This window comes from Vibrio algicola, from assembly GCF_009601765.2.
Taxonomy (GTDB): domain Bacteria; phylum Pseudomonadota; class Gammaproteobacteria; order Enterobacterales; family Vibrionaceae; genus Vibrio; species Vibrio algicola.
Window position 1 is genome coordinate 420097 of sequence record NZ_CP045700.1, and the last position, 23434, is coordinate 443530.

The 23434-nt window shown below is 40.0% G+C and carries 20 protein-coding genes; 8 read left to right on the forward strand and 12 right to left on the reverse strand.

The window, feature by feature from the left end; genetic code table 11:
* Positions 1-437 precede the first annotated feature (437 nt).
* Both GFB47_RS13625 and GFB47_RS13630 read right to left on the reverse strand, forming a co-directional pair.
* Complete coding sequence (locus GFB47_RS13625) at positions 438-2633, reverse strand: TonB-dependent hemoglobin/transferrin/lactoferrin family receptor (protein WP_153448585.1); 2196 nt, start codon at positions 2631-2633, stop codon at positions 438-440.
* A 389-nt stretch (positions 2634-3022) separates the two neighbouring features.
* On the reverse strand, positions 3023-5716 hold the full coding sequence (locus GFB47_RS13630) for a bifunctional acetate--CoA ligase family protein/GNAT family N-acetyltransferase (RefSeq protein WP_153448586.1): 2694 nt from the start codon (positions 5714-5716) through the stop codon (positions 3023-3025).
* Between the two features lie 334 nt (positions 5717-6050).
* On the opposite strand from GFB47_RS13630, the gene GFB47_RS13635 reads away from it, so the two are divergent.
* Positions 6051-6734: an SPOR domain-containing protein gene (locus GFB47_RS13635; RefSeq protein WP_178306517.1), complete on the forward strand. Its 684-nt coding sequence runs from the start codon at positions 6051-6053 to the stop codon at positions 6732-6734.
* Positions 6735-6853: 119 nt separating this feature from the next.
* On the forward strand, positions 6854-7864 hold the full coding sequence (locus tag GFB47_RS13640; RefSeq protein WP_153448588.1) for a D-alanine--D-alanine ligase: 1011 nt from the start codon (positions 6854-6856) through the stop codon (positions 7862-7864).
* A gap of 98 nt (positions 7865-7962) precedes the next feature.
* On the opposite strand, the gene GFB47_RS13645 is transcribed toward GFB47_RS13640, so the two are convergent.
* A complete protein-coding gene (locus GFB47_RS13645; protein WP_153448589.1) occupies positions 7963-8928 on the reverse strand; it encodes a site-specific integrase in 966 nt (321 codons plus the stop codon).
* Positions 8929-9052: 124 nt separating this feature from the next.
* Between GFB47_RS13645 and yciH the strand changes: the two genes are divergently transcribed.
* The 3 genes from yciH (at position 9053) to GFB47_RS13660 (ending at position 11166) form a co-directional block, all read left to right on the forward strand.
* Entirely contained in the window at positions 9053-9364 is a 312-nt protein-coding gene (gene yciH / locus GFB47_RS13650; RefSeq protein ID WP_153448590.1) for a stress response translation initiation inhibitor YciH, read from the forward strand.
* Between the two features lie 199 nt (positions 9365-9563).
* Positions 9564-9938 (forward strand): cystatin domain-containing protein, encoded by a 375-nt coding sequence (locus GFB47_RS13655; protein ID WP_178306518.1) that lies wholly within the window; start codon positions 9564-9566, stop codon positions 9936-9938.
* Positions 9939-10404: 466 nt separating this feature from the next.
* On the forward strand, positions 10405-11166 hold the full coding sequence (locus GFB47_RS13660; RefSeq protein ID WP_153448592.1) for a DsbA family protein: 762 nt from the start codon (positions 10405-10407) through the stop codon (positions 11164-11166).
* Between the two features lie 608 nt (positions 11167-11774).
* On the opposite strand, the gene maoP is transcribed toward GFB47_RS13660, so the two are convergent.
* Positions 11775-12128: a DUF413 domain-containing protein gene (gene maoP, locus GFB47_RS13665; RefSeq protein WP_153448593.1), complete on the reverse strand. Its 354-nt coding sequence runs from the start codon at positions 12126-12128 to the stop codon at positions 11775-11777.
* 166 nt (positions 12129-12294) lie between these two features.
* Here maoP and hdfR point away from each other — a divergent pair, with 166 nt between their 5' ends.
* A complete protein-coding gene (gene hdfR, locus GFB47_RS13670; protein WP_153448594.1) occupies positions 12295-13158 on the forward strand; it encodes an HTH-type transcriptional regulator HdfR in 864 nt (287 codons plus the stop codon).
* A gap of 116 nt (positions 13159-13274) precedes the next feature.
* Positions 13275-13448: a hypothetical protein gene (locus GFB47_RS13675; RefSeq protein ID WP_153448595.1), complete on the forward strand. Its 174-nt coding sequence runs from the start codon at positions 13275-13277 to the stop codon at positions 13446-13448.
* Positions 13449-13524: 76 nt separating this feature from the next.
* Here the strand turns inward: GFB47_RS13675 and GFB47_RS13680 are convergent, their stop codons facing one another.
* The 8 genes from GFB47_RS13680 to GFB47_RS13715 all read right to left on the reverse strand — a co-directional run bounded on the left by GFB47_RS13680 (position 13525) and on the right by GFB47_RS13715 (position 21567).
* Positions 13525-13671, reverse strand: coding sequence for a YoaH family protein (locus GFB47_RS13680; protein WP_153448596.1), 147 nt, complete (start codon positions 13669-13671; stop codon positions 13525-13527).
* Between the two features lie 11 nt (positions 13672-13682).
* Positions 13683-14570, reverse strand: coding sequence for a DUF2861 family protein (locus GFB47_RS13685; RefSeq protein ID WP_153448597.1), 888 nt, complete (start codon positions 14568-14570; stop codon positions 13683-13685).
* 1 nt (position 14571) lies between these two features.
* Complete coding sequence (gene vxrB, locus GFB47_RS13690; protein ID WP_178306519.1) at positions 14572-15228, reverse strand: response regulator transcription factor VxrB; 657 nt, start codon at positions 15226-15228, stop codon at positions 14572-14574.
* Positions 15203-16648, reverse strand: a complete 1446-nt coding sequence (gene vxrA, locus GFB47_RS13695) for a sensor histidine kinase VxrA (protein ID WP_225874354.1) — start codon at positions 16646-16648, stop codon at positions 15203-15205. The genes vxrB and vxrA overlap by 26 nt, the downstream gene beginning before the upstream one ends.
* Before the next feature lie 320 nt (positions 16649-16968).
* On the reverse strand, positions 16969-18348 hold the full coding sequence (gene pntB / locus GFB47_RS13700; RefSeq protein WP_153448600.1) for a Re/Si-specific NAD(P)(+) transhydrogenase subunit beta: 1380 nt from the start codon (positions 18346-18348) through the stop codon (positions 16969-16971).
* Between the two features lie 9 nt (positions 18349-18357).
* Positions 18358-19911: a Re/Si-specific NAD(P)(+) transhydrogenase subunit alpha gene (pntA, locus tag GFB47_RS13705; RefSeq protein ID WP_153448601.1), complete on the reverse strand. Its 1554-nt coding sequence runs from the start codon at positions 19909-19911 to the stop codon at positions 18358-18360.
* Between the two features lie 265 nt (positions 19912-20176).
* Complete coding sequence (locus tag GFB47_RS13710) at positions 20177-20452, reverse strand: HlyU family transcriptional regulator (RefSeq protein WP_153448602.1); 276 nt, start codon at positions 20450-20452, stop codon at positions 20177-20179.
* 131 nt (positions 20453-20583) lie between these two features.
* Positions 20584-21567 carry a Solitary outer membrane autotransporter beta-barrel domain gene (locus GFB47_RS13715; RefSeq protein ID WP_153448603.1) on the reverse strand — a complete coding sequence of 328 codons (984 nt, stop codon included), beginning with the start codon at positions 21565-21567 and terminating at the stop codon, positions 20584-20586.
* A gap of 209 nt (positions 21568-21776) precedes the next feature.
* On the opposite strand from GFB47_RS13715, the gene GFB47_RS13720 reads away from it, so the two are divergent.
* Positions 21777-23273: a protein adenylyltransferase SelO gene (locus GFB47_RS13720; protein ID WP_153448604.1), complete on the forward strand. Its 1497-nt coding sequence runs from the start codon at positions 21777-21779 to the stop codon at positions 23271-23273.
* Positions 23274-23434: the final 161 nt, after the last annotated feature.

Consider the following 23434-nt stretch of genomic DNA (forward strand, 5'->3'; position numbering starts at 1 on the left):
AAAACCATCAGAGTGGTTCATCAAGATCAAAATATCTTATGAACAGCAATGATGGTTTTTTATTGAACACAAACTGTTAGCTTTCTCTCAAAAATCAAACTGTAACTTGTTATTACTAGGTGATGAATTAAAATGCACTGGCTATAACAATTATATTACTTTTTATTAACTTGGGGGTTCCTAATGTCATTAGGTCTTATTATCATGTTTATTCTTGCTAGTGTTGTAATGGTTCGACATGAAATGAAAGATAAATCATAAAGATAGTTCGTTATTTAGCATAGAAATCAATACCTTTTTAATTAAAAAATTTAGATTTCTACTTTTTAAAGTCAGCCTAGGCTGGCTTTTTTATTGCGTAAAAAACACTCTTCATACAATAAAAGCCAATGAAAATACCAAAAGTGGCAGTTTCATTGGCAATAATATTAGCTTCATCATCGATTGATTAAAAGAGCCTTAGATTGATAATCTAAGCTAACGCCCCAGTTACGACCTGATTGAGTATAAAAGTCTTGATTTTCGCCCGATTTTTTACCGTTCAGTTCAGAATATAACCAATATTTTTTATCCAAAGCATTAAATAATCCTGCACGTAAGGTTAAGTCCTGGATAGGACGATAATAGGTGGTTAAATCGACTAAGCTATAACCTGCCGCCACAAAATTATCATCTTGTGACCAATCATTTTTACTCGCCGCCATTGTGATATTAACTAAACCACCAAAAGTATGATTGACACTGTCATAGCCAACGCCAACATTACCGGTGAGTGGGGCAACAGAATCTAGGTGATCGCCACTGTCTTTGTCTCGACCTTCGGCGTAAGCCACCGAAAATTTACTGTAGATACCTTGCGGAGCGTTAAAAGCTTGATCAAGTAAAATAGTCGATGAAAATTCGACCCCATAGATTTCAGCATTGGCGATATTACTTTTACTGTAATGATCTTTATTGCCGACTTTACCTAAATATTGGTCAGTGATGAAGTCACTGTAATCATTGTAGAAGCCAACTAATTCAAAACGCGCGGATTGACTTTGTCCACGGACTCCTAGCTCATAAGATAAGCTTTTTTCGGGCTGAAGATCGGGATTGGCATCGACGATAGCACCTTGATTATAAGAGTAATAAAGATCGTAAACCGTCGGTGCTTTAAAACCTTGGCTAATTTGCGCAAAGCTGCTGAAGTGATCACTAAAATGATAAACAGTGCCTATTTTTCCGGTAAACGAGTCACTTTTATTTTCAGGATATTCAGTGGTAAAACCGTCGTCAGTCTTAGGTGAGGTTTTAAAAGAATCGTAACGCAAACCTGCCGTTAGAATGACACGTTCATCGAGTAAAAAGGCTTGGTCTTGAATAAACGCGCCCCATTTAACTAAGGTAGCATCCGGCATACCAGTGTTGCCAGGGCCGACGGTGGCGAGATCATATTTATGGTCGCTATTATCAATTTTAAACTTATTGTGCATAAAGTTAGCACCATAAGTGAGCTGATGGAACCCATGATTTGCTTCGATTAATTTATCAAATTGGGCATCAAATTGAATGCTATCATCACTGGCATCACGCTTACGCATGCGCTTTCCAGTCCCCATCATACCTGTGGTGGTATCGTAATTTTTCGATAAGGAATCCGACATTTGAGAGTTGATTGACCAAGCCAGTTGATCGGCTAGTAGGGTATTCATGCTCCAATCGTGCGAGAGTCCAACCCGAAGACGTTCGCTGGTATCTTGATTATAACTATCATTATAAGTGATCAATGGCATCGGCATGCTAGGTATAGTCATTGAGTAGCCGTCATAAGACAATTCATCTTCATCATATTGACGTTGGTAGTATTCAACCGTTAAGCCAATTCGGTGAGCATCATTAATTTGGTAATAAGCTTTACCTAACACATTACCAATGTTTTTATCGGCGGGATCGGCCGCGCCACGATCAGGTCCTGAAATATCGGCGCCATCACCGTAGGTTTCTGTTTCATACCCATCGGCATAAGTGACCATCAATAAGGTTTCTAACTTACCTTGACGCATTGCCCAAGTTAAAGTGTTTTTAAAGGTTTCATCGGCTGAAGTGTAGCTCGATTTAATCCCAAATCGATTTTCGTTGCCATCGTTGATCAATACATCAGAAGGGTCTTTGGTTTTAAATAGCACTACACCACCTAAGGCATCGGAACCATATAAGATTGAAGAGGGACCTTTGTTAATTTCGATGGCCGATAAGGTATCGATTTCGATATCATTGGGATAGAAACGTTGCTCATTAGACCCTGGGTTGTACGAGGTGGGTTGTTGGACACCATCGACCATAACCTTGACGCGACTGTCTTCCATACCACGGATGTTATAACCTGAGATCCCAAAGCGACCACTGCCTTGTGCATCCACACCTGGTGTGTATTGCAGTGCTTGTTTAGGATCGCTGGCCATAGTGTCATCGATCTCGTTATTTGAAACGGTTTCGACAGAAGCGGAAACATCGTTAATATTTTGCTCGGTACGGGTGGCAGACACCACAACTTCGTTTAAGGCACTTTTTTCTGCCGCTATTAATGGTGAGGAAAATGAGAAAGCAATCGCAGTAGCCAATAGGTTAGGTTTAAAATTGAAGGTAGACATATAGTTATCCGTTACTATGTTAATAAATAAGTTCGAACGGATTCCATACAATAAGAATGATAGTGACTATCATTTGCATTGGTGGTGAGTTTTATTTGCGTCTACTCTATGAAAGTAACCATTTAGATTCATTAAATCAATGAATTGCTATCAATTAGTTATGTGGAGGTAGCGGTGTTGTTAATATTTTTAGGTTTTAAATTTGTGAGATAGATCACAATGAATATGAGGCATAATGACTTTTTTTTAAATAAATTATGGCGGCAGAAGATATAAAAATGGAGCTCGAATATATAAAAAAAGCAGGACTTTGCGCATTTCAAATGTGAATTAAAAGTACGCAAGGTCTACAAGGGCGAAGAACCCCTAGTTAATTAATGGATTAGTCGCTAGGAATGGCCTTGTTGAAGTTCGAGTAGCATATCCACCAGGTTATCTTCAAAATGAATCGTGGTATGAAAATTCAGCTTACGAGACAGCCCAATCATGCCTTTATTGGAAGGCATAGTCATCCCCACCATTCTATGCGAGCCTTTGCTGCGACTATAGTTGATTAGCTTTTCAAGTAATATCCGCCCAAGGCCAATGCCTTTTAGATCAGATCGAACCAAAATTGAGAATTCAGCATCATAGTTATGGGGGTCTGCGACCACTCTGGCAACCCCGATAATAAACTCTTGGCCGTTGCTATCATATTGTGTGGCGACAAAAGCCATTTCACGGTCATAATCTATTTGAGTCAGATTGGCTAAGGCTTCATGGTTGAATTTTCCAACATCGGAAAAAAAGCGTTTATACAGATCTTCACGCGATACTTGGGTAATGAACTGCGCCAATTGATCTTCATCTTCCGGCAAAATAGGGCGCAATAAACACGATTCACTGTTTTTTAACCTTAACGTTTGTTCATGCTCAACCGGATAAGGTTTAATCGCTAAACGTTGACGAGCAGCGCCATCTTTAGCTTGGAGCTCTAATCTGGCATCAATCACGGTAAACTCATCTCCAGCCGCGAGTAATGGATGGAGATCTAAACTGATGATCTCAGGGCAATCAATCACCATTTGCGATAAACGCACTAGCAAACGACATAGGGCCACCGTATCTATAGGGTTGGGAAGTTGCTCAAGACGCAGTTTACCGACACGCATCGCACGAATAATGAGGTAGCGGGCCAGCGCCATATTCAGTGGCAGTAAGGCGACAGAAGCATCATGCGTTTCATCCCATTCTGAGCCCCCTTGACCTAATTTTATCACCGGACCGAAAACAGGATCACTATCAATTTTGATGCGTAATTCTTGCGAGCCCGCATGACTCACCATAGATTGAATGGTTAAACCTTGAATTAATGCTGACGGATAGGCCAGTTTGGCGCGATCTAAAATCGCTTGTGCTGCATTGGATACTTCGGTGGCATTACGCAAATTCAGCATAACCCCTTGTATTTCAGATTTATGCTTTATATCTGGTGAACGCACTTTAACAGTGACAGGGTAACCTAAGTTCTCACTAATATGTACCGCTTCACTTGGATCGGCGGCAAGCCATGTGGGAAGCACGTTGATACTGTAGTTGTGCATTAAAGCCGTTATATGATGGGAATCAAAATACGTATGCTGTTGCTCAACTTGCTGGGCAATCCATTGCTTTGCTTGAGCTAATTGTGTCGGTTTTCGTAACTCTACTGACAGTGGCGTTTCCATCAATTGCTTTTGGTTACGTCGGTATTCGACCAAATGCATATAAGCGCCCACCGCACCTTCTGGGGTACGATAGGTAGGAATGCCTGCTTGGGTGAATAAGTTACGCGCCTCTTTAGCGGTTTCTTCGCCAGACCAATTGGTGAGGATATTAAATTGTTTGCTCTTTTTGTGGTTATTAATCGCATCAATCACCGCATTGGCAGTTTGAGTCGGATGTGAAATAGCCGAAGGGCTGTGCATGATCAAGATGGCATCGATCTCATCACTATCAAATAGGCAGGTAATGGTATCAACATAACGTTGAGCATCGGCATCACCGACCAGATCGATCGGGTTGCTATGAGACCAACTCGTGGGTAACAATGCAGTTAATTTTTCTAGGGTTTGATCGGTTAACTGAGCCAGTTTTCCGCCTCGGTCAATCAATGCATCGACCGCCATGATCGCAGGGCCACCACCATTAGTGACAATCGCTAATCGTTCGCCTCTGAGTGGAACCGAGTGGGTTAAGGTTTCTAACGCCGCAAATAATTCATGGGTATTGTTTACCCGTAACATCCCAGAACGTTTTATCGCAGAATCATAAATGATATCTAAAGTTTGCTCACCGCGAGTATGGGCAAGCACCGCCTGTTGTCCGGCATAACTGCGACCACTTTTTAAGACCAAAATACGGCGATTACGCGAGGCGCTTCGAGCAGCCGACATAAAACTGCGGGCATCTTTAATAGAATCGACATACAGCAAAATTGCGGATGTTTTACTGTCGACCGATAAAGTATCTAACAGCTCGGCATAATCAATATCAATGGCATTACCCAGCGAGATAAAAGCAGAGAATCCAATGTTTTTATCGTTAGCCCAGTCAAGAATGGTGGTGCAAACAGCCGCTGACTGAGAAATAAACGCAATACTGCCTTTAGAAGCAGTAACCGGAGAAAGTGACGCATTGAGGTTTAACCATGGCAAGATCATGCCTAAGCTGTTTGATCCTAAAATACGCATATTGGCTTGATGGGCAATGGCTAAACATTCTTGATCTAATGTTTGTTCGCTCTCAAAGTTCTGATACATATCCGCGGAAATGACAATCACCGCGCCAACACCTTTGTAGGCTAATTTCTGAAAAATATGTTTATTATGCTTTGCGTTGGTACAGACAATGGCTAAATCGGGCGTTAGAGGCAAGTCATCGATATCTGAATAAGCTAACACACCACAAACCGACTTATAGCGAGGAGTCACCGGCATTATCGCGCCGTGAAACCCACCTTGTAATAAATTGTTCATTACAATAGAGCCGGCACGAAAAGGGCGAATTGATGCGCCAACAACGGCGATAGAGGTTGGTTTTAGTAATTTGTTCAGGTTCAACATGATTAACCACCGTATGACAGCAATAAAATGTACCCATTAACATGACGTTACCACACTAATTTCTGAGGGTAGAAACAGAAGTAGTGCTAAGGTTCTAAATACCATCATAATCAAAATAAGCTCAAGCATTAACCTACAAATGCGTGACTGTGATCTATCGCTATTAATAGACTAATTTGATGCAAATAATTGGCTTTATAACCGGTTTGATGGAAGATATTTCTAGCAACGTCAGAATATTGATAATTTTTAGATTTCTGTTGGTTTAGACCTTGATATTCAATAGATCTATGGGCATGATTAAAGTAAGTTTTTAATGGATATATGGCCTCTCATGAAGAAAGTAGTAATAATCTCCCTTTCTGCGCTGTTATTAGCAGCTTGTTCGTCTAGCGATTATGATTCAGATGTTTCAACTGAATCTTATCAAGAAACCTATAAAACTGACGAAGTCGCACAACCTATTACCGAAAGCAGTGCCGCGCCAATGGAGCAGGATGTCAATGCTGAACCATCGATGATAGAACCTGCAATTGCTGCTTCCGATAAAGAAACATCGGCTGCGTCAGCGACAGAATCTAACACCGACACCAACAAAAAAGTGGTAAAATTGAGTCCACAATCAAAAGAGGTAATAGATAATAAAGCTGAAGAGAAAAAAAGTAGTGAATCTACCATTCGTGTTTTCTACCCAGATAATCTATTAAGTAGTGCGACTCAACCGGGTGAAGATAACTACTTAGTGCAAATCGCGGCATTAAGTACCGAGCACAGTTTGGTTGCCGTGGCGAAAAACCTACCATCAAATCAGCCTAAATGGGTAAATAGCAAAACTGTTAATGGTAAACAATGGTACACATTATTGTTGGGCAATTATGCAACCGCGCAAGATGCAAAAGATGCTATTTTACGACTATCAATTGATATGCAAAACCTAAAGCCATTTGTTAAAAGCGTAAAAGCAATCAAAACATCAAAATACCCTGAGCTTAAAAAATTACCCTATATCGTTAAATAAAGCAGGTTAATCAAGGAGTTCAATATGGGCTCCTTTTTTGTGTGTCGATAATTAAACAAAGTGGCGACCTTTTCACCTAAAAAAAGTGAAATTCGGCTCTTTTAACAACAGTATTAAAAATGAAAAATATCCTACTTTTATGTGGTGGTGGTTCTTCTGAACATGAGGTATCACTGGTCTCTGCTCAATATTTAGAGCAACAGCTGAAGTTAATCACTGATTTTCGAGTTATTAAAGTTGAGTTAACTAAAAATAACGGCTGGCAATTATTTGATGAGGTAAGTTCGAGTACCTTATTGGTTGAACTTGATATCATGCATGGTGCGCTAAAAGGAGATGATTTCGCCTCTGTTGTGATCGATTATGTTGTCCCTTGTATTCATGGTTTTCCAGGAGAAACGGGTGATATTCAGTCTTTGCTTGATCTAGCAAACATCCCATACCTAGGTTGTGGTGCAGAAGCAAGCTCAAACAGTTTCAATAAAATCACCTCAAAGCTTTGGTATGACGCGCTTAAGGTGCCGAATACGCCTTATCGATATTTAACCGAGAATTCTCAACAATCCATTATGATTGCTGAGCAAGCCTTTGATCTGTGGGGGAATGTATTTGTAAAAGCCGCAAGACAAGGATCATCTGTTGGTTGTTACAATGTCACAAATCGTAATGAGCTCACCTCAACGATTCAAGATGCATTTCAATATTCCGAGCAAGTATTGATAGAGAAATCGGTTAAACCTCGTGAACTTGAAGTTGCCGCTTATCAATATCAAGGTGAGTTGATTATTACTAAGCCGGGTGAAGTGATTGCACCAGACGGTGTGTTCTACACCTATGATGAAAAATACAGCGCTGGCAGTCATTCAACCACCACACTTGAAGCACAAGGCTTGAGTGATAAGCAATTAGCCGATATCGATCAGTATTCACGTAAAGTGTTTACCCACATGCAGTTAAAAGATTTATCTCGGATTGATTTTTTCTTAACCGAAGATGATGAAATTTACCTAAATGAAGTTAATACTTTTCCGGGGATGACGCCAATTTCAATGTTTCCTAAGTTAATGGAACATAACGGCCATGTTTTTTCTGCATTCTTAGAGCAAGCGGTTCGTGGTGCGATTAAGTAATACGGCTGTATCGGAACGATAAGTTACAGAGGGCATTATACTCATTAGACTTTGATTATGCTCATTTATAAAAAAGCTGGGACTGAAGGCATAGTCTTTTAATCCCAGCTTTTTATTTGTCTAAATTTCATTTGTTCGCTATCCGAGAGCTGATACTTTTCTAAATATTGCGCCGGCATCACAGGGCTCATCCATCGGCCAAAATCTTGGATTTGTTTTAAGTTATAGCCTTGGGCGTACAAGTCTTTAGTGGCACCAATTCGGCTTGATTGTCCTGAAAATTGCAAATGCTTGGGTAAACGCAATAGTTCACTAGCACGTCGAAATACACGGTAAATAGAAGAATCATCGAGTTGGGTGTCGCCTAAATTTTCATATTTATCAATACGACTCAACAGATAAGTGTGGTGGCTCGGGATAAAAGATAACCATTTGTGCAATAACTGAGTTAACGCTGGAGTTAATGAATATTGATGATCATTAACCATTAATTGAATGGTTGGATAGCCCGATACTATTAAGTGTTCGAGTTCCACTGCACGTAATTGACCACGTTTTAAAGCACATTCAAACATTAAATGATAAATAATGAGATCGCGTAGATCTTTGATTGAATCAGAATGTTCTAGTTTCTGAGTCAATTGCGATAAATGTTGACGAGTAAAAGCAGTTGCTTGAGTCGCATCGCCTTTTTTTATCTGTCGCAATTGGGCAAGAGTAAAGTGGATTTGACGGTGATTAGTAGGATCACTAAGGGCATGCAACCTATGGATCAGACCTATGGTTAAGCTATAACGACGCAGTGTGGCGTATTTTCTCTGCTGACTTTCCTTTTCCAAAAATAACCGAATCGCAGTGATAGAGGCGGGCAGAGGACTTACATGTTTTGTGCGGCAAAAATGACTAAAGCGATTCCAATCATTAAGCATAGAAAGCAAAGAGTTATGCGAATACTGCTTATGGGTTAAGGCATCTAATTGTTCATAATCTATCGGCAAAGCAAAGTTAAGTTGGCTCTGCTTTAATTGCTCGGCATTATTACTAATAGGAATGTTTTTTCTCATAAAAGCCGCCTTTAGTGCACTATAACTTAATTAATCATAGCAAAGACTTGAACCAATCCCAAATACTATTATGATTAAGCTAATCTATTTTTAGTATTACAAGACACAAATAAGAAGGTTCACTATGTCACTCGTTTATTCCACCGATCTTGGTCGTATCAAACCCGAAGAAAAAGTCGAACAAAGACCAAAAGGTGATGGTGTGGTTCGAATCCAACGTCAAACCAAAGGACGTAAAGGAAAAGGGGTTTGTATTGTGACAGGTCTTGATCTCAACGATACTGAATTAAAACTTATTGCTGCAGAATTGAAAAAAGTGTGTGGTTGTGGCGGCAGTATCAAAGAGGGCACGGTTGAAATTCAAGGTGATAACCGCGACAAAATCAAAGCCCATTTAGAGAAAAAAGGTCACACAGTAAAACTTTCAGGTGGTTGATACAAACAGCTTGACCTGTCATGTTAACTCTCCGATCTAATTAAAATTGCGATCTGGCAACAAATGATACCGGCATATTGTGACTCTAACGGATAATTTAATCATTTAATTAACATTACCACTATAAAAAGTAATGAAATAACCGCTATAATCAGAGAGTTATTTTAATCATCTAGAATTATAAATGAGAGATAAATTTATGTATAAAAAACTATTGATTGTTAGCGTAGGAGCTCTTTCACTTATGGCTTGTAGTTCAACTCCAGCACCACAAGACACTCAAGCTGCCACTAAATGTGAAGTGTTGACATCGAAACCTGGTGGCTGGCAAAAAGTATCGATCACGCCTCAAGTCACTGAAGCAGCAACGACAGCTGTCGCAAGTATTGATGGAAGTCATAGCCTGAAAGAAATTCAAAGCGCAACTGAGCAAGTGGTTGCAGGTATGAATTATAAAATAAACTTTACAACTGAAGATGATACTGCCTATGTTGCAGTAGTATATCGTAACTTAAAATCTGAATACAAAGTGGTTAGCTTAATGTCTAAAGAAGACGTTGCGGATTGTAAGTAATCTTGCCGACACAAAACAGACATTAATACCAAAACCAGCAATTGATTGCTGGTTTAATTGTATAGTAAGCACCATCGCCTGATACTTTTAAGAACTTTCGACGTGTTTGCTTTAGTAAAATGCGTAGACCGGCGATGGGATCAAACTTGTTGTCGGTTTCATCTTTCTAGCGCTTTAAATTCTATCTGATAAGAACAATGTGTGAACATGAACTGAATGTTATTTAACATAATACGTATAATGCGCACTAAGATGCATTAATTATGATACACTGTATTTACGTTATAAATCATAGGCAATATTGCTTATGTTATCATGGCTTGAATGAAATTAATTCTCTGACACATGGAACTAATCATTGTTGTTATGCTCTTACTAACTTATACCCAAATGTCTACGTTAGCTTGGGTATATATCCGTTTTTGGATACTCGCTTTACATTCTCTTTTTTTGGATCAGTACATTTATGAAAAAAATCATCTTACCTTTGGCGTTAACTTTTTGTGCAACGTCTGCATTCGCTGCAAATACCGCTGATTTCACACCAGAACAACAAGCCAAAATTGGTGAGATTGCCGCGCAATACCTCGTTGACCATCCTGAGTTTTTAATTAAAGCGAGTCAAAAACTTCAACAGCAACAACTTGAGCAACAAGCCAATGGACAAAAAGCGGCAGTCTTAGCCCATAAAGATGCGTTATTAAATGATCCAACCACACCATTCACGGGTCCAAAAACGGCTAAGGTAAATGTGGTCGAGTTTTTTGATTACCAATGTATTTACTGCTTTAAGATCTCAACTGCGATTGAGCAGATGCAAAAGCAATATCCAAACGTGAAGTTCATTTATAAAGAGACCCCTATTTTTGGTAACCGTTGGGAGCCTTCAAAATACGCGGCCCAAATGGGATTAGAAGTATTTGCTCAACAAGGTTCAAAAGCTTATGGCGAATACCATAATGGCGTATACGCTACTGGGCTTAATGAAGGTAAATTAACGAAAGCAGTTGTTGATAAACAAGCAAAAGCGGCAGGAATGGATTTATCGAAATTTACTCCCACAGAAACGTATCAGAAAAATATTCAGTTGTTCTCCCAGTTAGGCTTCAAAGGCACACCGGCATTGGTTGTGATGCCAACAAATGGTGCAACGACTGAAAACACGTATGTTATCAACGGTGCTGATGTGAATGGTTTGAGTAACGCGATAAAAACCCTATCTAAATAGAAAATTAAACATTTAACGACAGTACTGAAAAATACTGATAACGGAGGACTCTCATGGAGTGCTCCGTTTTTTTATCTCTTGTTCAGCTCCCTTTTCTAACACCTCAATTACTGTGGCAGTCATGCTCGACACAAACAGCATGATACAAATCTTGAGCAATTATCCAGCATAAAAGTGACACTGTATCTTTTGTGTGTTTTATAAAGAACAAACGAATGCCTACAAAAAACGATTCGAAAAACTTTTTAACTGCAAAATGGTGAAATAAATGCGTAATTTCATAACGGATGCTATTACAACACACTGTACAGTTTGGTTATTTAATTTCATATTGTGCATAAGGTGTGGGTAATAATTAGCATTGAAGACTATTCTTATAAAAAAACCAATAGTCATTCTTTAACTATCTGTATTTTATGGTGTTATTCTCAAGGGTGTAAATATCCAGTTGGTTACACTGTGTAAGTGTGTTTTGTTTTTTATAGACGAAAAAAAGCCCACCAAAATGGCAGGCTGTCGATGATATTACTTATGTCTATCTTATCTTTATCATTTCAGTTTGATCTTGAAATGTCATTACCCTTGGTGCTAATTGCTAATGAGAGTGTTTAGTTATCTAGCAAAAAGTCATCGCTATCACCGTTGTTATCATCATAAGAAGAGGCATCAGAATTATTTTTTACCGTACTGCACAAGGTGTAACTGCGTTTACGCTGAGTTTTATTAAGGTACTTTTTCCAGCAACTTGAATAAGCGCTGTCTATCACCTCCCCTCCTTGTTGAAATGCGGAAGCAAATAATTCTTCATCGGCATCTTGAGCTTCAATAGAGCCCTCGAACAACCCCTGCATGGTACGGCCATAATCTTCAAGGATTTGTGCTTCTTTAATAGTGAATTCACCAGAGCGACTAAAGCCGCGTGCGAAATGTTTATTATCAAAATACTTACCAAGATTTCTCATGATTTATCACTCTATCGGTTACTTTTGTTATAGCGAAAATAGGCGTTTAAACTCATTCTGTACAACAAAATTTTTTGTTCATTTACATAAAAATTTTTTATCAAATTAAGGTATTCTTATACTCAATATAGACAAGATTTTCACTTTTTGAAATTTTGAGGCATCAATGGATACTGAACTCTTACGCACCTTTTTAGAAGTTGGAAAAACCCGCCATTTCGGACGCGCGGCAGAAAGCTTGTATTTAACTCAATCGGCGGTCAGCTTTCGGATCCGACAACTTGAAAGTCAATTAGGCAGTGCATTGTTTTCTCGTCAGCGAGGGAATGTGCATCTCACCCCGGCAGGAGAAAGATTGTTACCGTATGCGGAATCTATCCTGCAAACTTGGGGACGAGCACGTCAAGATGTGGTGTTGTCTGAAAGTTATATGGAACAAATTGCCATTGGCGCGTCATCGAGTGTATGGGAGCTTGGTGGAATTTCCGATTGGGTCAATGATTTACATGGAAACTTACCTGAAGCCGCTTTTCGGCTCGAATCGATCAGTCGACAAGATATTGTGCGAGCATTACTCGAAAAAAGTATTGATATTGCCCTATTAGGCGATCCACCAAAAGTCGAAGGATTCAGCTTAAAACAAGTGGCTAGTTTTGAATTTAAGTTAGTGGCAACCGAACCAGGCTTAACATTTGAGTCTTTAAACACCCAACCTTTGGCTTATTTAGATTGGGGGACTCGTTTTTCTATTGAACATGCACGGATCAGTGAATTACAAAAAATCCCAGTCTTACGGGCATCATCGAGCCGAATAGTGCTAAATTACTTGTTAGCCAATAGCGGCATGGCATATCTACCGGAACCGGTTATTTCTAAAACCGTTGATGCGAATAAATTATTTATTGTCGATGACGCCCCTGTTATGGAACAATCTTTGTATTTGTGTTGGAACGATAGGCATGAAAAAATTGATTTCATACAGCAATTATTAGCGGTCCCATTTGAACTTAGAACCACCACAGACGATTAATATTTTTAATCATCACCTGAAAAATTATTTGTTTTACTGTTTGGTTATATTTTCATAGTCTGAGAGTGGCTTCAAAATAAATTGTGTTTTTGATAATAATCGTTTTGGATAGAATTATGAGTAACTGGGACAAATGGCTTAGTAATGATAGCCGTACTTTAGGAAAGAAACTAAAACGCGATTTTGATGACTTTGATGGTGAAGTCGTTGAAAAAAGTAAATCTAGACGAAAGGCCTATCGAGATAAACATTTTCAAAGGTTTGATGAATTTGAAGAAACGCGATATTAATCAAGAGGGCACAATGCCCTCTTTTTATTTATTGCTACACTTTAGTTATAGTGCGCAAGAATAAAAAGAAAAAGGATCACTCCCCTTTCTTTTCTGCTCGTATTCTAGCTGCGATTATTTTGATTGCCTCCCCTGTACTCATTCCTTGTTGCATTAACTTTTGGATCTCTTCGACTGCTTCTTGTTGTTCTTGGTGGGTTAACGTAGGTATATCATCAAACATAGTGTTCTCTTTTAGTTAGATAAATCATAAGCTTTATTGATGATTTGCTTATATTCAATTGAAATTAAGCCTTGCCATCGTTTATGTGTCATTGAAACATCAAGCAAATAACGATTATTCGGTAATGTGGATTGAGGCAGAGTTTCAGGGTATTTCGTTTCAAAGGCTTGCGACCACACCTTTTTATAATGCCCTTCAATATTTCCATATAGGCTAATATCAAGAATAGGTAGTGGACAAAAGCGATTAAGTAAGGCGGTTTTGTCAATCGCCCAACTGTCTTTAGATACCCATCTAATCGATTGGGCGCTATCAGGTTGCCCTAATACTATCCAATCCTCCCAGCTATTACCTGATTGTGTTTTAATCCGAATTTTATATAAACCATTTCCAATTTCAGTATTGCGATCAATTTGAACACTATAGTTTAGCTTACCGGTGCTCGCGCTATTGTCTTTACTGAGCTTAGCATTAGACAGCAGTGCTTTATCTGGCCATTTAACGAAGCTGATTTCACTTACGTTTGAATTGGTTGATGCTCTAATATTTAAACGATAATTTAAACGATAATTTAAACGGCCCGGACTTTGAATGACTTGTCGCTCAATTACAACATTATTCAACCAACTTGGGTAACCGGAAGTATCAAAGCCTCGGCCACAATCGCTTTCTAGCCCTTTCCATAGCAAACCATTTAAATGATTGGTTACATGAGCTTCTGGTTCATTTTGCCAAGCTTCGACCATCGCATCGAAGCTTTTCTTTAAGTCTCCTGATAACAATGCTTTATGAGCATTGGTAATCGAATCTTGTTGTGTAAACCACTCATTATCCGCCCAACTTTGGTTAGGTAATAAGCTAATACATAAGATCAAAAGACTTGGGTTAATTTTCAACATTTTATTCTTTCATTTTATAACCAACACCGCGCAAAGTTTCTATTTTAATGCTCGGTATTTTTTGACGAAGTTGTAAAATATGGGTATCAACGGTACGAGTGGTTGGGAAGTGATTATAACCCCAAACATGATCGAGTAATTCGTCTCGAGTGAAAACGCGGCCTAAATTGACGGCTAAAAACACCAGTAAATCAAATTCGGTCCGAGTCATGATAATAACTTCATCACCCTCTTTTACCTCTCTCGTGGTTTTATCCATAAAGATATTGCCAACGGTAACTTTGCTTCCGTCATCTTCTGAATCGGGCGATCTTAACTGTGCTCGAATACGAGCAAACAACTCGGCTTCTGCAAAAGGTTTGGTTAAATAATCATTGGCTCCCGAATCTAATCCCGACACTTTATCTTTTACAGAGACTAACGCGGTTAAAAGAATAACCGGTATATCTTTAATTTGTTTCCACTCGGCTAAAAAGGTGACCGAATCACCATCGGGTAATTGTCGATCCAAAATAACAAGATCGGCTTTGTCCCATAACGCTGCCACATCTTCAGCGCGCTCTACATGTAAGCATTCATAACCCGCCTGTTCTAAACTGACTAATAGTCCATCTGCAAGGTTGCGATCATCTTCAACGAGTAGCAATGTCTGTTTCACAGGGAATCTCCAATTTAAATGTTGTCGGTGGTCCACTTAGGCTCATTTTGCCATCCATACGAGCAACCATCGATTCTACAATAGTTAAACCAAGACCCAAACCACTTTTACTAACAAAGGGTTTGCGAAGTTTCGCCCAATCTTTTTTTGTTAATAGCCCTTGATCAATAACTTCAAGAACCAATTTATTTGAATGTGTCGTCGCTTTTAATAACACTGGTGCTACGCCATATTTACAAGCATTTCTAACTAAATTGTCAACACAGGTTCCTAGCCAATAAATATTAATTTTCACTGCTAGATCTTGGTTCAACTCAATGGCGATATCAAATTCTGATCCCTCATAACGATACCGTAACCATTCCCCCACAGAGGGTATCCATTCTGTTGCTAGGGTTTGGTTATCCGACTGTAGATAATCTTTACTCGCTTCAGCCAATTGCCTTAAACGACGAGTGTCTTCACATAAACGTCTAAATTCATCGTAAACAGTATCCGGTAAATGTTCAAATTCACGTCGAAAACCTTCTACCGTCAGTGACAGACTTGCGATCGGTGTTCTTAATTCATGAGTTAAAATTTGCAAAACCAACATTCGGCTGCGAAGATCTTTACGTTTGCTTAACCAACGTGAATAACCCCAACTACAGATTAGGATAATATTGACGATAGCTAAAGCTAATATACTGTAAAATAACGTATCTGAGTTATTTTTATTATCCCAACATACATTTCCGCTGCGAACATAACAGTGTTCGGTTTGTGAAAAAGGTTTTACCACCAATTCTGATTGCTCAAGGTGCTCTTGCCACATCTTAGCAGGAAAAAGATAATACTCGGTACCGCGACGTAACCAAATTTCATTTTGTGACAAAATAGTCTCGGAACCCGAAATCAAGGCGGCGACAGCATCGTATGGCATGAGCTGCAATCGACCTAATAATGTATTCTTAGCCGCTTTGGGACGCTCTTGGATATGCATAAACGGCAATAATTGTTGATATTTATCAGGGTGTTTTTTCACATAACGAGCAGCATAAGTGCCTCCACCGGGGTGGATCAGGTTGGAGCGGATAAACCATTTAAGTGGTAATGCGGTGCCTTTACACATTGCCCGAGAAAAGACTAAAGGTTGAGTTACCGATGGACTTAACGGGTACTTCCCCTTACAGGTAGTGGCAATTTTATAAACTTGTTGTAAATCTTTAAGTGGGTATTGAGCAGTCTGAGGAAGTATGCTGTCTGGTGAGAGTAAATTGGTTGGGTAATCAGTTTGGATCACTCGAATATCGTAAACCGCCACCGCTTTATTGTCGTTAAACGATTTTTTAAATTGAGTAATACGTTCCGGTAACGTGTTAGCTTGAGCAGACCACGCTAGACAAGAAAGCCCCAATAGTAAAAAATTTCGTAAATTCAAAAAGCTACCTAATTGATATAGTGAGTTACTGATAGTCATTCTACATCAAAAATAATAAACACTGTGCACTTCCATACATTTTTATAATTAATTAACCTTTATCACTATAAAGTTTGACCTAACTAACACTCCATTACTGCATAGTAGAGCTATAAATCATCCCATCACTCTGTAAGTTACACTGTGATAAATTAATGCGTTCATATTTCAGTCACACCAAGGGTTTATAGAAAGCGAACCCAGATCGCTCGCTTCCACCTTTTAATCAAAAAAAACCAGCTCGAAAGCTGGTTTTTTACTTTATCCAATGAGTTTATTAATTAAAGAGCTTTTGAAATTGCATCGACACTGGCTTTAGCATCACCAAACAACATTTGAGTATTTTCTTTAAAGAACAATGGGTTTTGAACACCAGCATAACCTGTGTTCATTGAACGTTTAAAGACAATCACATTTTTCGCATTCCAAACTTCCAATACAGGCATACCTGCAATTGGGCTGTTTGGATCTTCAAGAGCTGCTGGGTTAACCGTATCATTCGCACCAATAACAAGAACGGTATCAGTGGTGGTAAAATCGTCGTTGATTTCATCCATTTCTAATACGATGTCATAAGGAACTTTGGCTTCGGCCAGTAATACGTTCATGTGACCAGGTAACCGCCCTGCGACTGGGTGAATACCAAATCGAACGTCAACACCTTGCGCGCGCAATTTTTCAGTAATTTCATGTACTGGATATTGAGCTTGAGCAACCGCCATACCATACCCTGGGGTAATGATGACTGACTTAGAATCTTTCAGCATTTCTGCTACTTCTTCCGCCGTGGTTTCACGGTGCTCACCTTGCTCTTCATCACCGGTTGATGCCGTTGTTGGTGCATTACCAAACCCGCCTGCAATCACGCTGATGAAAGAACGGTTCATTGCTTTACACATAATGTACGAAAGAATCGCACCAGAAGAACCCACCAAGGCACCGGTTACAATTAACAAATCATTCGCGAGCATGAAACCTGCTGCTGCTGCTGCCCAACCTGAGTATGAGTTAAGCATAGAAACTACAACAGGCATATCCGCGCCGCCGATTGACGACACCAAATGGTAACCAAACACGAGCGCGATAGCCGTCATAACAAGTAAAGCAAACATGCTGCCATTGTTATTAACGAAGTAAATCATCAGCAATACAGAAACAACAATCGCCAATAAATTCCATTTATGCTTATGGGGAATATTTAACGCCGATGTTGATACTAAACCGCGTAATTTACAAAATGCGACAATCGAGCCACTAAAGGTGACCGCACCAATGAACACACCTAAGAACACTTCAACTAAATGAATATTCAGTAATGCGCCCGTTAATACACCGTGATCGATATAGCTGTTATAACCCACCAACACCGCTGCCATACCCACAAAACTGTGGAGAATTGCAACTAATTCAGGCATTTCAGTCATTTCTACTTTGCGAGCTAAGTAGATACCTATAGCACCACCAATGATCATCGCTAAAATGATCCAAGTGATACCAGCCGAGTGAGGGCCGAAAATAGTGGCGATCAAAGCGATGGCCATACCTGCGATACCGTAATAGTTACCAAAACGAGCCGAATCTTGCTTAGAAAGACCCGCCAAGCTCATAATAAATAGAACGGCAGCAACAACGTATGCCGCTTGTACTAATCCTGCAGACATAAGTTACTCCTACTTCTTACGGAACATTTCAAGCATACGTTTGGTTACGGTAAAGCCACCAAAAATGTTTATGCTTGCAATTAAAATCGCGATGAATGACAAAAACGACACAATGCCATTACCTTGCCCCACTTGTAACAATGCGCCGACGACGATAATGCCAGAAATCGCATTGGTGACCGACATTAGCGGAGTATGCAAAGAATGCGATACATTCCACACCACGTAATAACCCACAACACAGGCTAAAACAAACACGGTAAAGTGAGATAAAAATTCCGGTGGTGCTACAGTTCCGATCCAACCGAATAAACCTGCCGCGATCACCATCGCGCCAAATTTTTTGGTTGGTGAGACTGGCTTTTCTTCTTTCTTAACCGGAGCGGCTTGTGCTTTAGGCGCAGCTTGTGGTTGCGCAGACACTTGAATTGGCGGCGCAGGCCAGGTGACTTCGCCTTCTTTAACGACCGTAACCCCACGTAAAACCACATCTTCAAAGTCAATATTGATGTTGCCATCTTTCTCTTTGCAAAGCAGTTTTAGCAAGTTAACTAAGTTGGTACCGTAAAGCTGAGAAGATTGAGTCGGAAGACGGCCAACCATATCGGTATAACCGATCACGGTGACACCATTTGGTGTTTTAACCACTTTATCCGCTTCAGTGTATGCACAGTTACCACCATTTGCGGCGGCAAGATCAACGATCACGCTGCCGGCTTTCATGCTATCGACCATTTCTTTGGTGATAAGCTTTGGCGCAGGACGACCAGGGATCAATGCGGTGGTAATAATGATATCGACATCTTTGGCTTGCGCAGCATACAGCTCTTCTGCTTTCTTGTTAAAAGCGTCCGACATTTCTTTTGCGTAACCATCACCAGCACTGGTGTCTTCTTTGAAATCAACTTCTAAGAAATCAGCGCCCATTGATTGAACTTGTTCTTTTACTTCAGGACGAACATCAAATGCGCGAACAATCGCACCTAAACTGCCCGCAGCGCCAATAGCCGCAAGACCTGCAACACCAGCACCGGCAACCAGTACTTTCGCTGGCGGCACTTTACCTGCCGCAGTAATTTGCCCTGTAAAGAAACGGCCAAACTCATGCGCCGCTTCTACCACTGCGCGGTAACCCGCAATGTTTGCCATTGAACTAAGGGCATCTAACGCTTGAGCACGAGAAATACGAGGAACCGAATCCATCGCCATCACGTTAATATTTTTAGTGGCTAGTTTTGCTAACAACTCTTCATTTTGAGCAGGCCAAATAAAGCTGACCAAACTCGCGCCGTCTTGAAGCAATTCAAACTCATCAACGCCGGTATCAGCATTGATTTGAGGCGCATTCACTTTAAGAATGATCTCTGACTTCCACACATCTTGCGCAGAAACCACAGACGCTCCAGCCGCTTCAAATGCAGTATCATCAAAACTGGCAAGTGCGCCAGCATTCGATTCTACCGCGACAGTAAATCCTAGTTTTAATAGCTGCTCGACCGTTTTCGGCGTGGCAGCGACTCGCGTTTCACCCGCAAGTATTTCTCTCGGTACACCAATCTGCATAGTAATTCCTTGAACATTGGCAATAAAATTAGTGGTTATCTAACTTGTGTAAATATGAACATTAGATAGTAATCGTAAACATCATGTAATAAAAAAACTAAATTTTATGACTTATAACGCTAAGTTAGCTTGATTCTCACCTTTATGAAGTAAAAAAACAACAAGATAGACAAGAAAACAGGTCATACCTGATATGCATTAAAATCATGTGGATACAAAAACAACACCTATCGTTCCTTAATTAATCATAATGCGAATTCATAACTTAAAACATGGACGAACCAGATTGTTCGATAAAAAGTTTTGCCTTTTTCAGCATCAATTGATTTGCATCATCTTGTGATGACAGCACATCGGAACGAATGAAGCGGTGTGTTTTAACCTCGCCATCGATGTGTTTAACAATCCGTCCCGCCACTCGATATTGACTGCCCTCAGAAATTGACTCGGCGTAGATTAAAAAACCATTAAACTCGATCGGTTCAACCTCAACGACTTTTGTTTCCTTTTTACTACCAAACAACTTTGATAAAAAACCCACTCGTTTCTCCTTTAGCAAACAATCTCGCCATAGTAATACGTTTTTTAATATTAAATGACCGGATTATAACGATAATACCAATAGGCAAAACCTATCAAAATAATCATCCATAAACATGACTCACTCTAGACTTAATCTTGGTTAAAGAACAATACGATACTGCCGCCCTTCAATGCACTGCCATAGTTAATGTTGATCCCAATCCCAACGTTATCGACCCAATCACGTAAAATTGGAGGGGTGAGTAACCAACCCAATGAGAACTCATAATAATTATCTGTACCCAATGAGGCAATCGGATCGCCCCCTAGATCAACCCGTTTGAAACTGGTGTACATCGACGGAATATAACCCGCCCAATTACTCAGGTTGTAATTCGCTTTAACACCATTCATCCAATACCAGCCATTTGGGTTACCTGCCTCATAACGCTTTTCTTTGTCCCAAGATTTACCATAAAAATAATTCATTTCCGTGGTATAGCGCCAATAACCCCACTTACGTTGAAATTTATAATCAAATGCAAGGTTAGGCTCAGCTACATAAGCTCGGCTGGAGGTATTGTAAGCCGCGCCATCTAGGATCGGCTTCAAACTTTCACTGTCACTGCTGTTGTATGAATGCTTATTCTTATAATACATAAAATGATTACCAAGACCGTACAATACCCGCCAATTCTCGGTAATATTAAAGGTGAGCTTATAGCCGACATAACCGCTGTAGACCTTATTAATATCTAAATCGGCTTTAATATCAGGACGTTGATTCAGTTTGGTTTCATTTTCAAAGTAAACGTAAGAGGCACGAACATAAAATTGATGATGAAAACGCTCTGTTGCACCATCAAGTTCCCAACTATAAGGAAAAGTGGTGACTGCAACACGGCCACGAAGAGCAAGAGATTGGTCGTCACCCAGATTATCATCTTGAAAAGGGGTAATCGCATTGGGATTAAAATCTTGGATACCAAAAGTGATCACATCACTATTAGTTAAAATAACCGCGGTCGAAAAAGTCTGCTCGGCACGAGAATGCACCGGTTCACTCGCTTTTGCTAATGCAATAAACGTGAGATTAATTACTATAACGGCAATAATTGTCGTTAAATGCGCCATCCATGATCCTTAAACACTGTGTACTGGTCCTCGCTCAGATATAGATGTTATACAAGTTATCACTGCTTGCAAATATTTAGCTGTCATCCATTAACCTTTAAACACAAATTTAGACCTAAGTAACCTCTTTTCGCTATACCCCTCATTTTAATCGGTATTTAAAGCGTAATAGCTATGATAATTTGGGTGCTCATTATGCGAGGTTTCTTATGTCTGCTTGGTCATCTGCCACATTACAATATTCATTCCATCAACTTACCGATGGTTTTTATCATGCCGTTAACCCAATGGCGCTGAATAAACCGGAATGGGTCGATTGGAATGCGGATTTAGCCGATTTACTTTCTCTGCCTCAAGAAGAAAATGCGCAGTTATTAGCAGAGTTTTCTGGTCAAACTATCCCTCAAGAATTTCGCCCGATTGCAATGAAATATGCAGGGCATCAATTTGGGCATTACAACCCAGATCTAGGCGATGGACGAGGATTGCTAGTGGCAGAGATAAAAGGCAAAGACCAACATTTTTATGATCTTCATATTAAAGGCGCAGGTTTAACGCCCTATTCACGACAAGGTGATGGCCGCGCGGTATTACGCTCTAGCATCCGCGAATATTTATGCTCTGAAGCTTTGCATCATTTAGGAATACCGACCAGCCGAGCATTAGGCTTGATCAATAGCCGTACACCGGTTTATCGTGAAAAGACCGAAACTGGCGCTATTTGTATTCGAGTGGCGCAAAGTCATGTTCGCTTTGGTCACTTTGAACACTTCTTTTATACCGGCCAGCATGAACAGCTTAAACAGTTACTCGATTATTGTATTCAGCACTATTTTCCTGAACAGCAACATCAACAAAAGCCCTACCTCGCCATGTTTGAACAAGTGGTGCTTTCCACCGCTCAACTTATCGCAAAATGGAATGCCTTTGGGTTTGCTCATGGGGTATTAAACACCGATAACATGTCGATCCTCGGCCAAACATTTGATTTCGGACCGTTCGGATTTTTAGACGCTTATCAACCCAACTACATTTGTAACCACTCCGATTATCAAGGGCGATACTCTTTTGCCAATCAACCCAATATTGGTTTGTGGAATTTGACCGCCCTCGCCCATGCACTCTCGCCTTTTATTGAACGTGCCGATCTTGATGCTGCATTAGCTCAATATGACCCCGAACTCAATCATGAATACAGCCAATTGATGCGCGCCAAAACTGGCCTAAACAACAAGCAGCCTGAGGATGGTGAACTGTTTAATCAACTATTTGCTTTAATGGCCGAAAACAAAGTCGATTACACTCGCTTCTTCCGCCAACTGTCGATGCTCGATCTACCAGATCTACCAGATCAATCTACTCAACAATCTAAAATAAGTAAAAATGCTCAACAGCAGGTATTGGATTTATTTATTGATAGAAACGCGGCAAAATACTGGTTAGATAAGTACCTGACGCGAGCCGAGCAAGAGCCAGCAAGCACCGAACAACGCTGCCAATCGATGCGACTGGCGAATCCAAAATACATCCTACGCAATCACCTTGCTCAAATTGCCATCGATAAAGCCGAAGATAGCGATTACAGCGAAGTCAAAATACTAATGGAATTGCTTAAAAACCCGTACAAAGAACAACCAAAGTATGATCATTACGCCAATTTACCACCTTCGTGGGCACAAGATCTTGAGATCAGTTGCTCTTCTTAACGCCCTTATACATAATAAGGCATACCTAAATTAATTAGGGTGAACGAATGCCATCACACCGACCCGAAGTCATTGAAGTTTCCGCTTCAGCGACTAAAGGTTTAGATAGCATTTAAATTAATAAGGTATTAGCACATAGATAGTCATGTGTAGCAAAATAT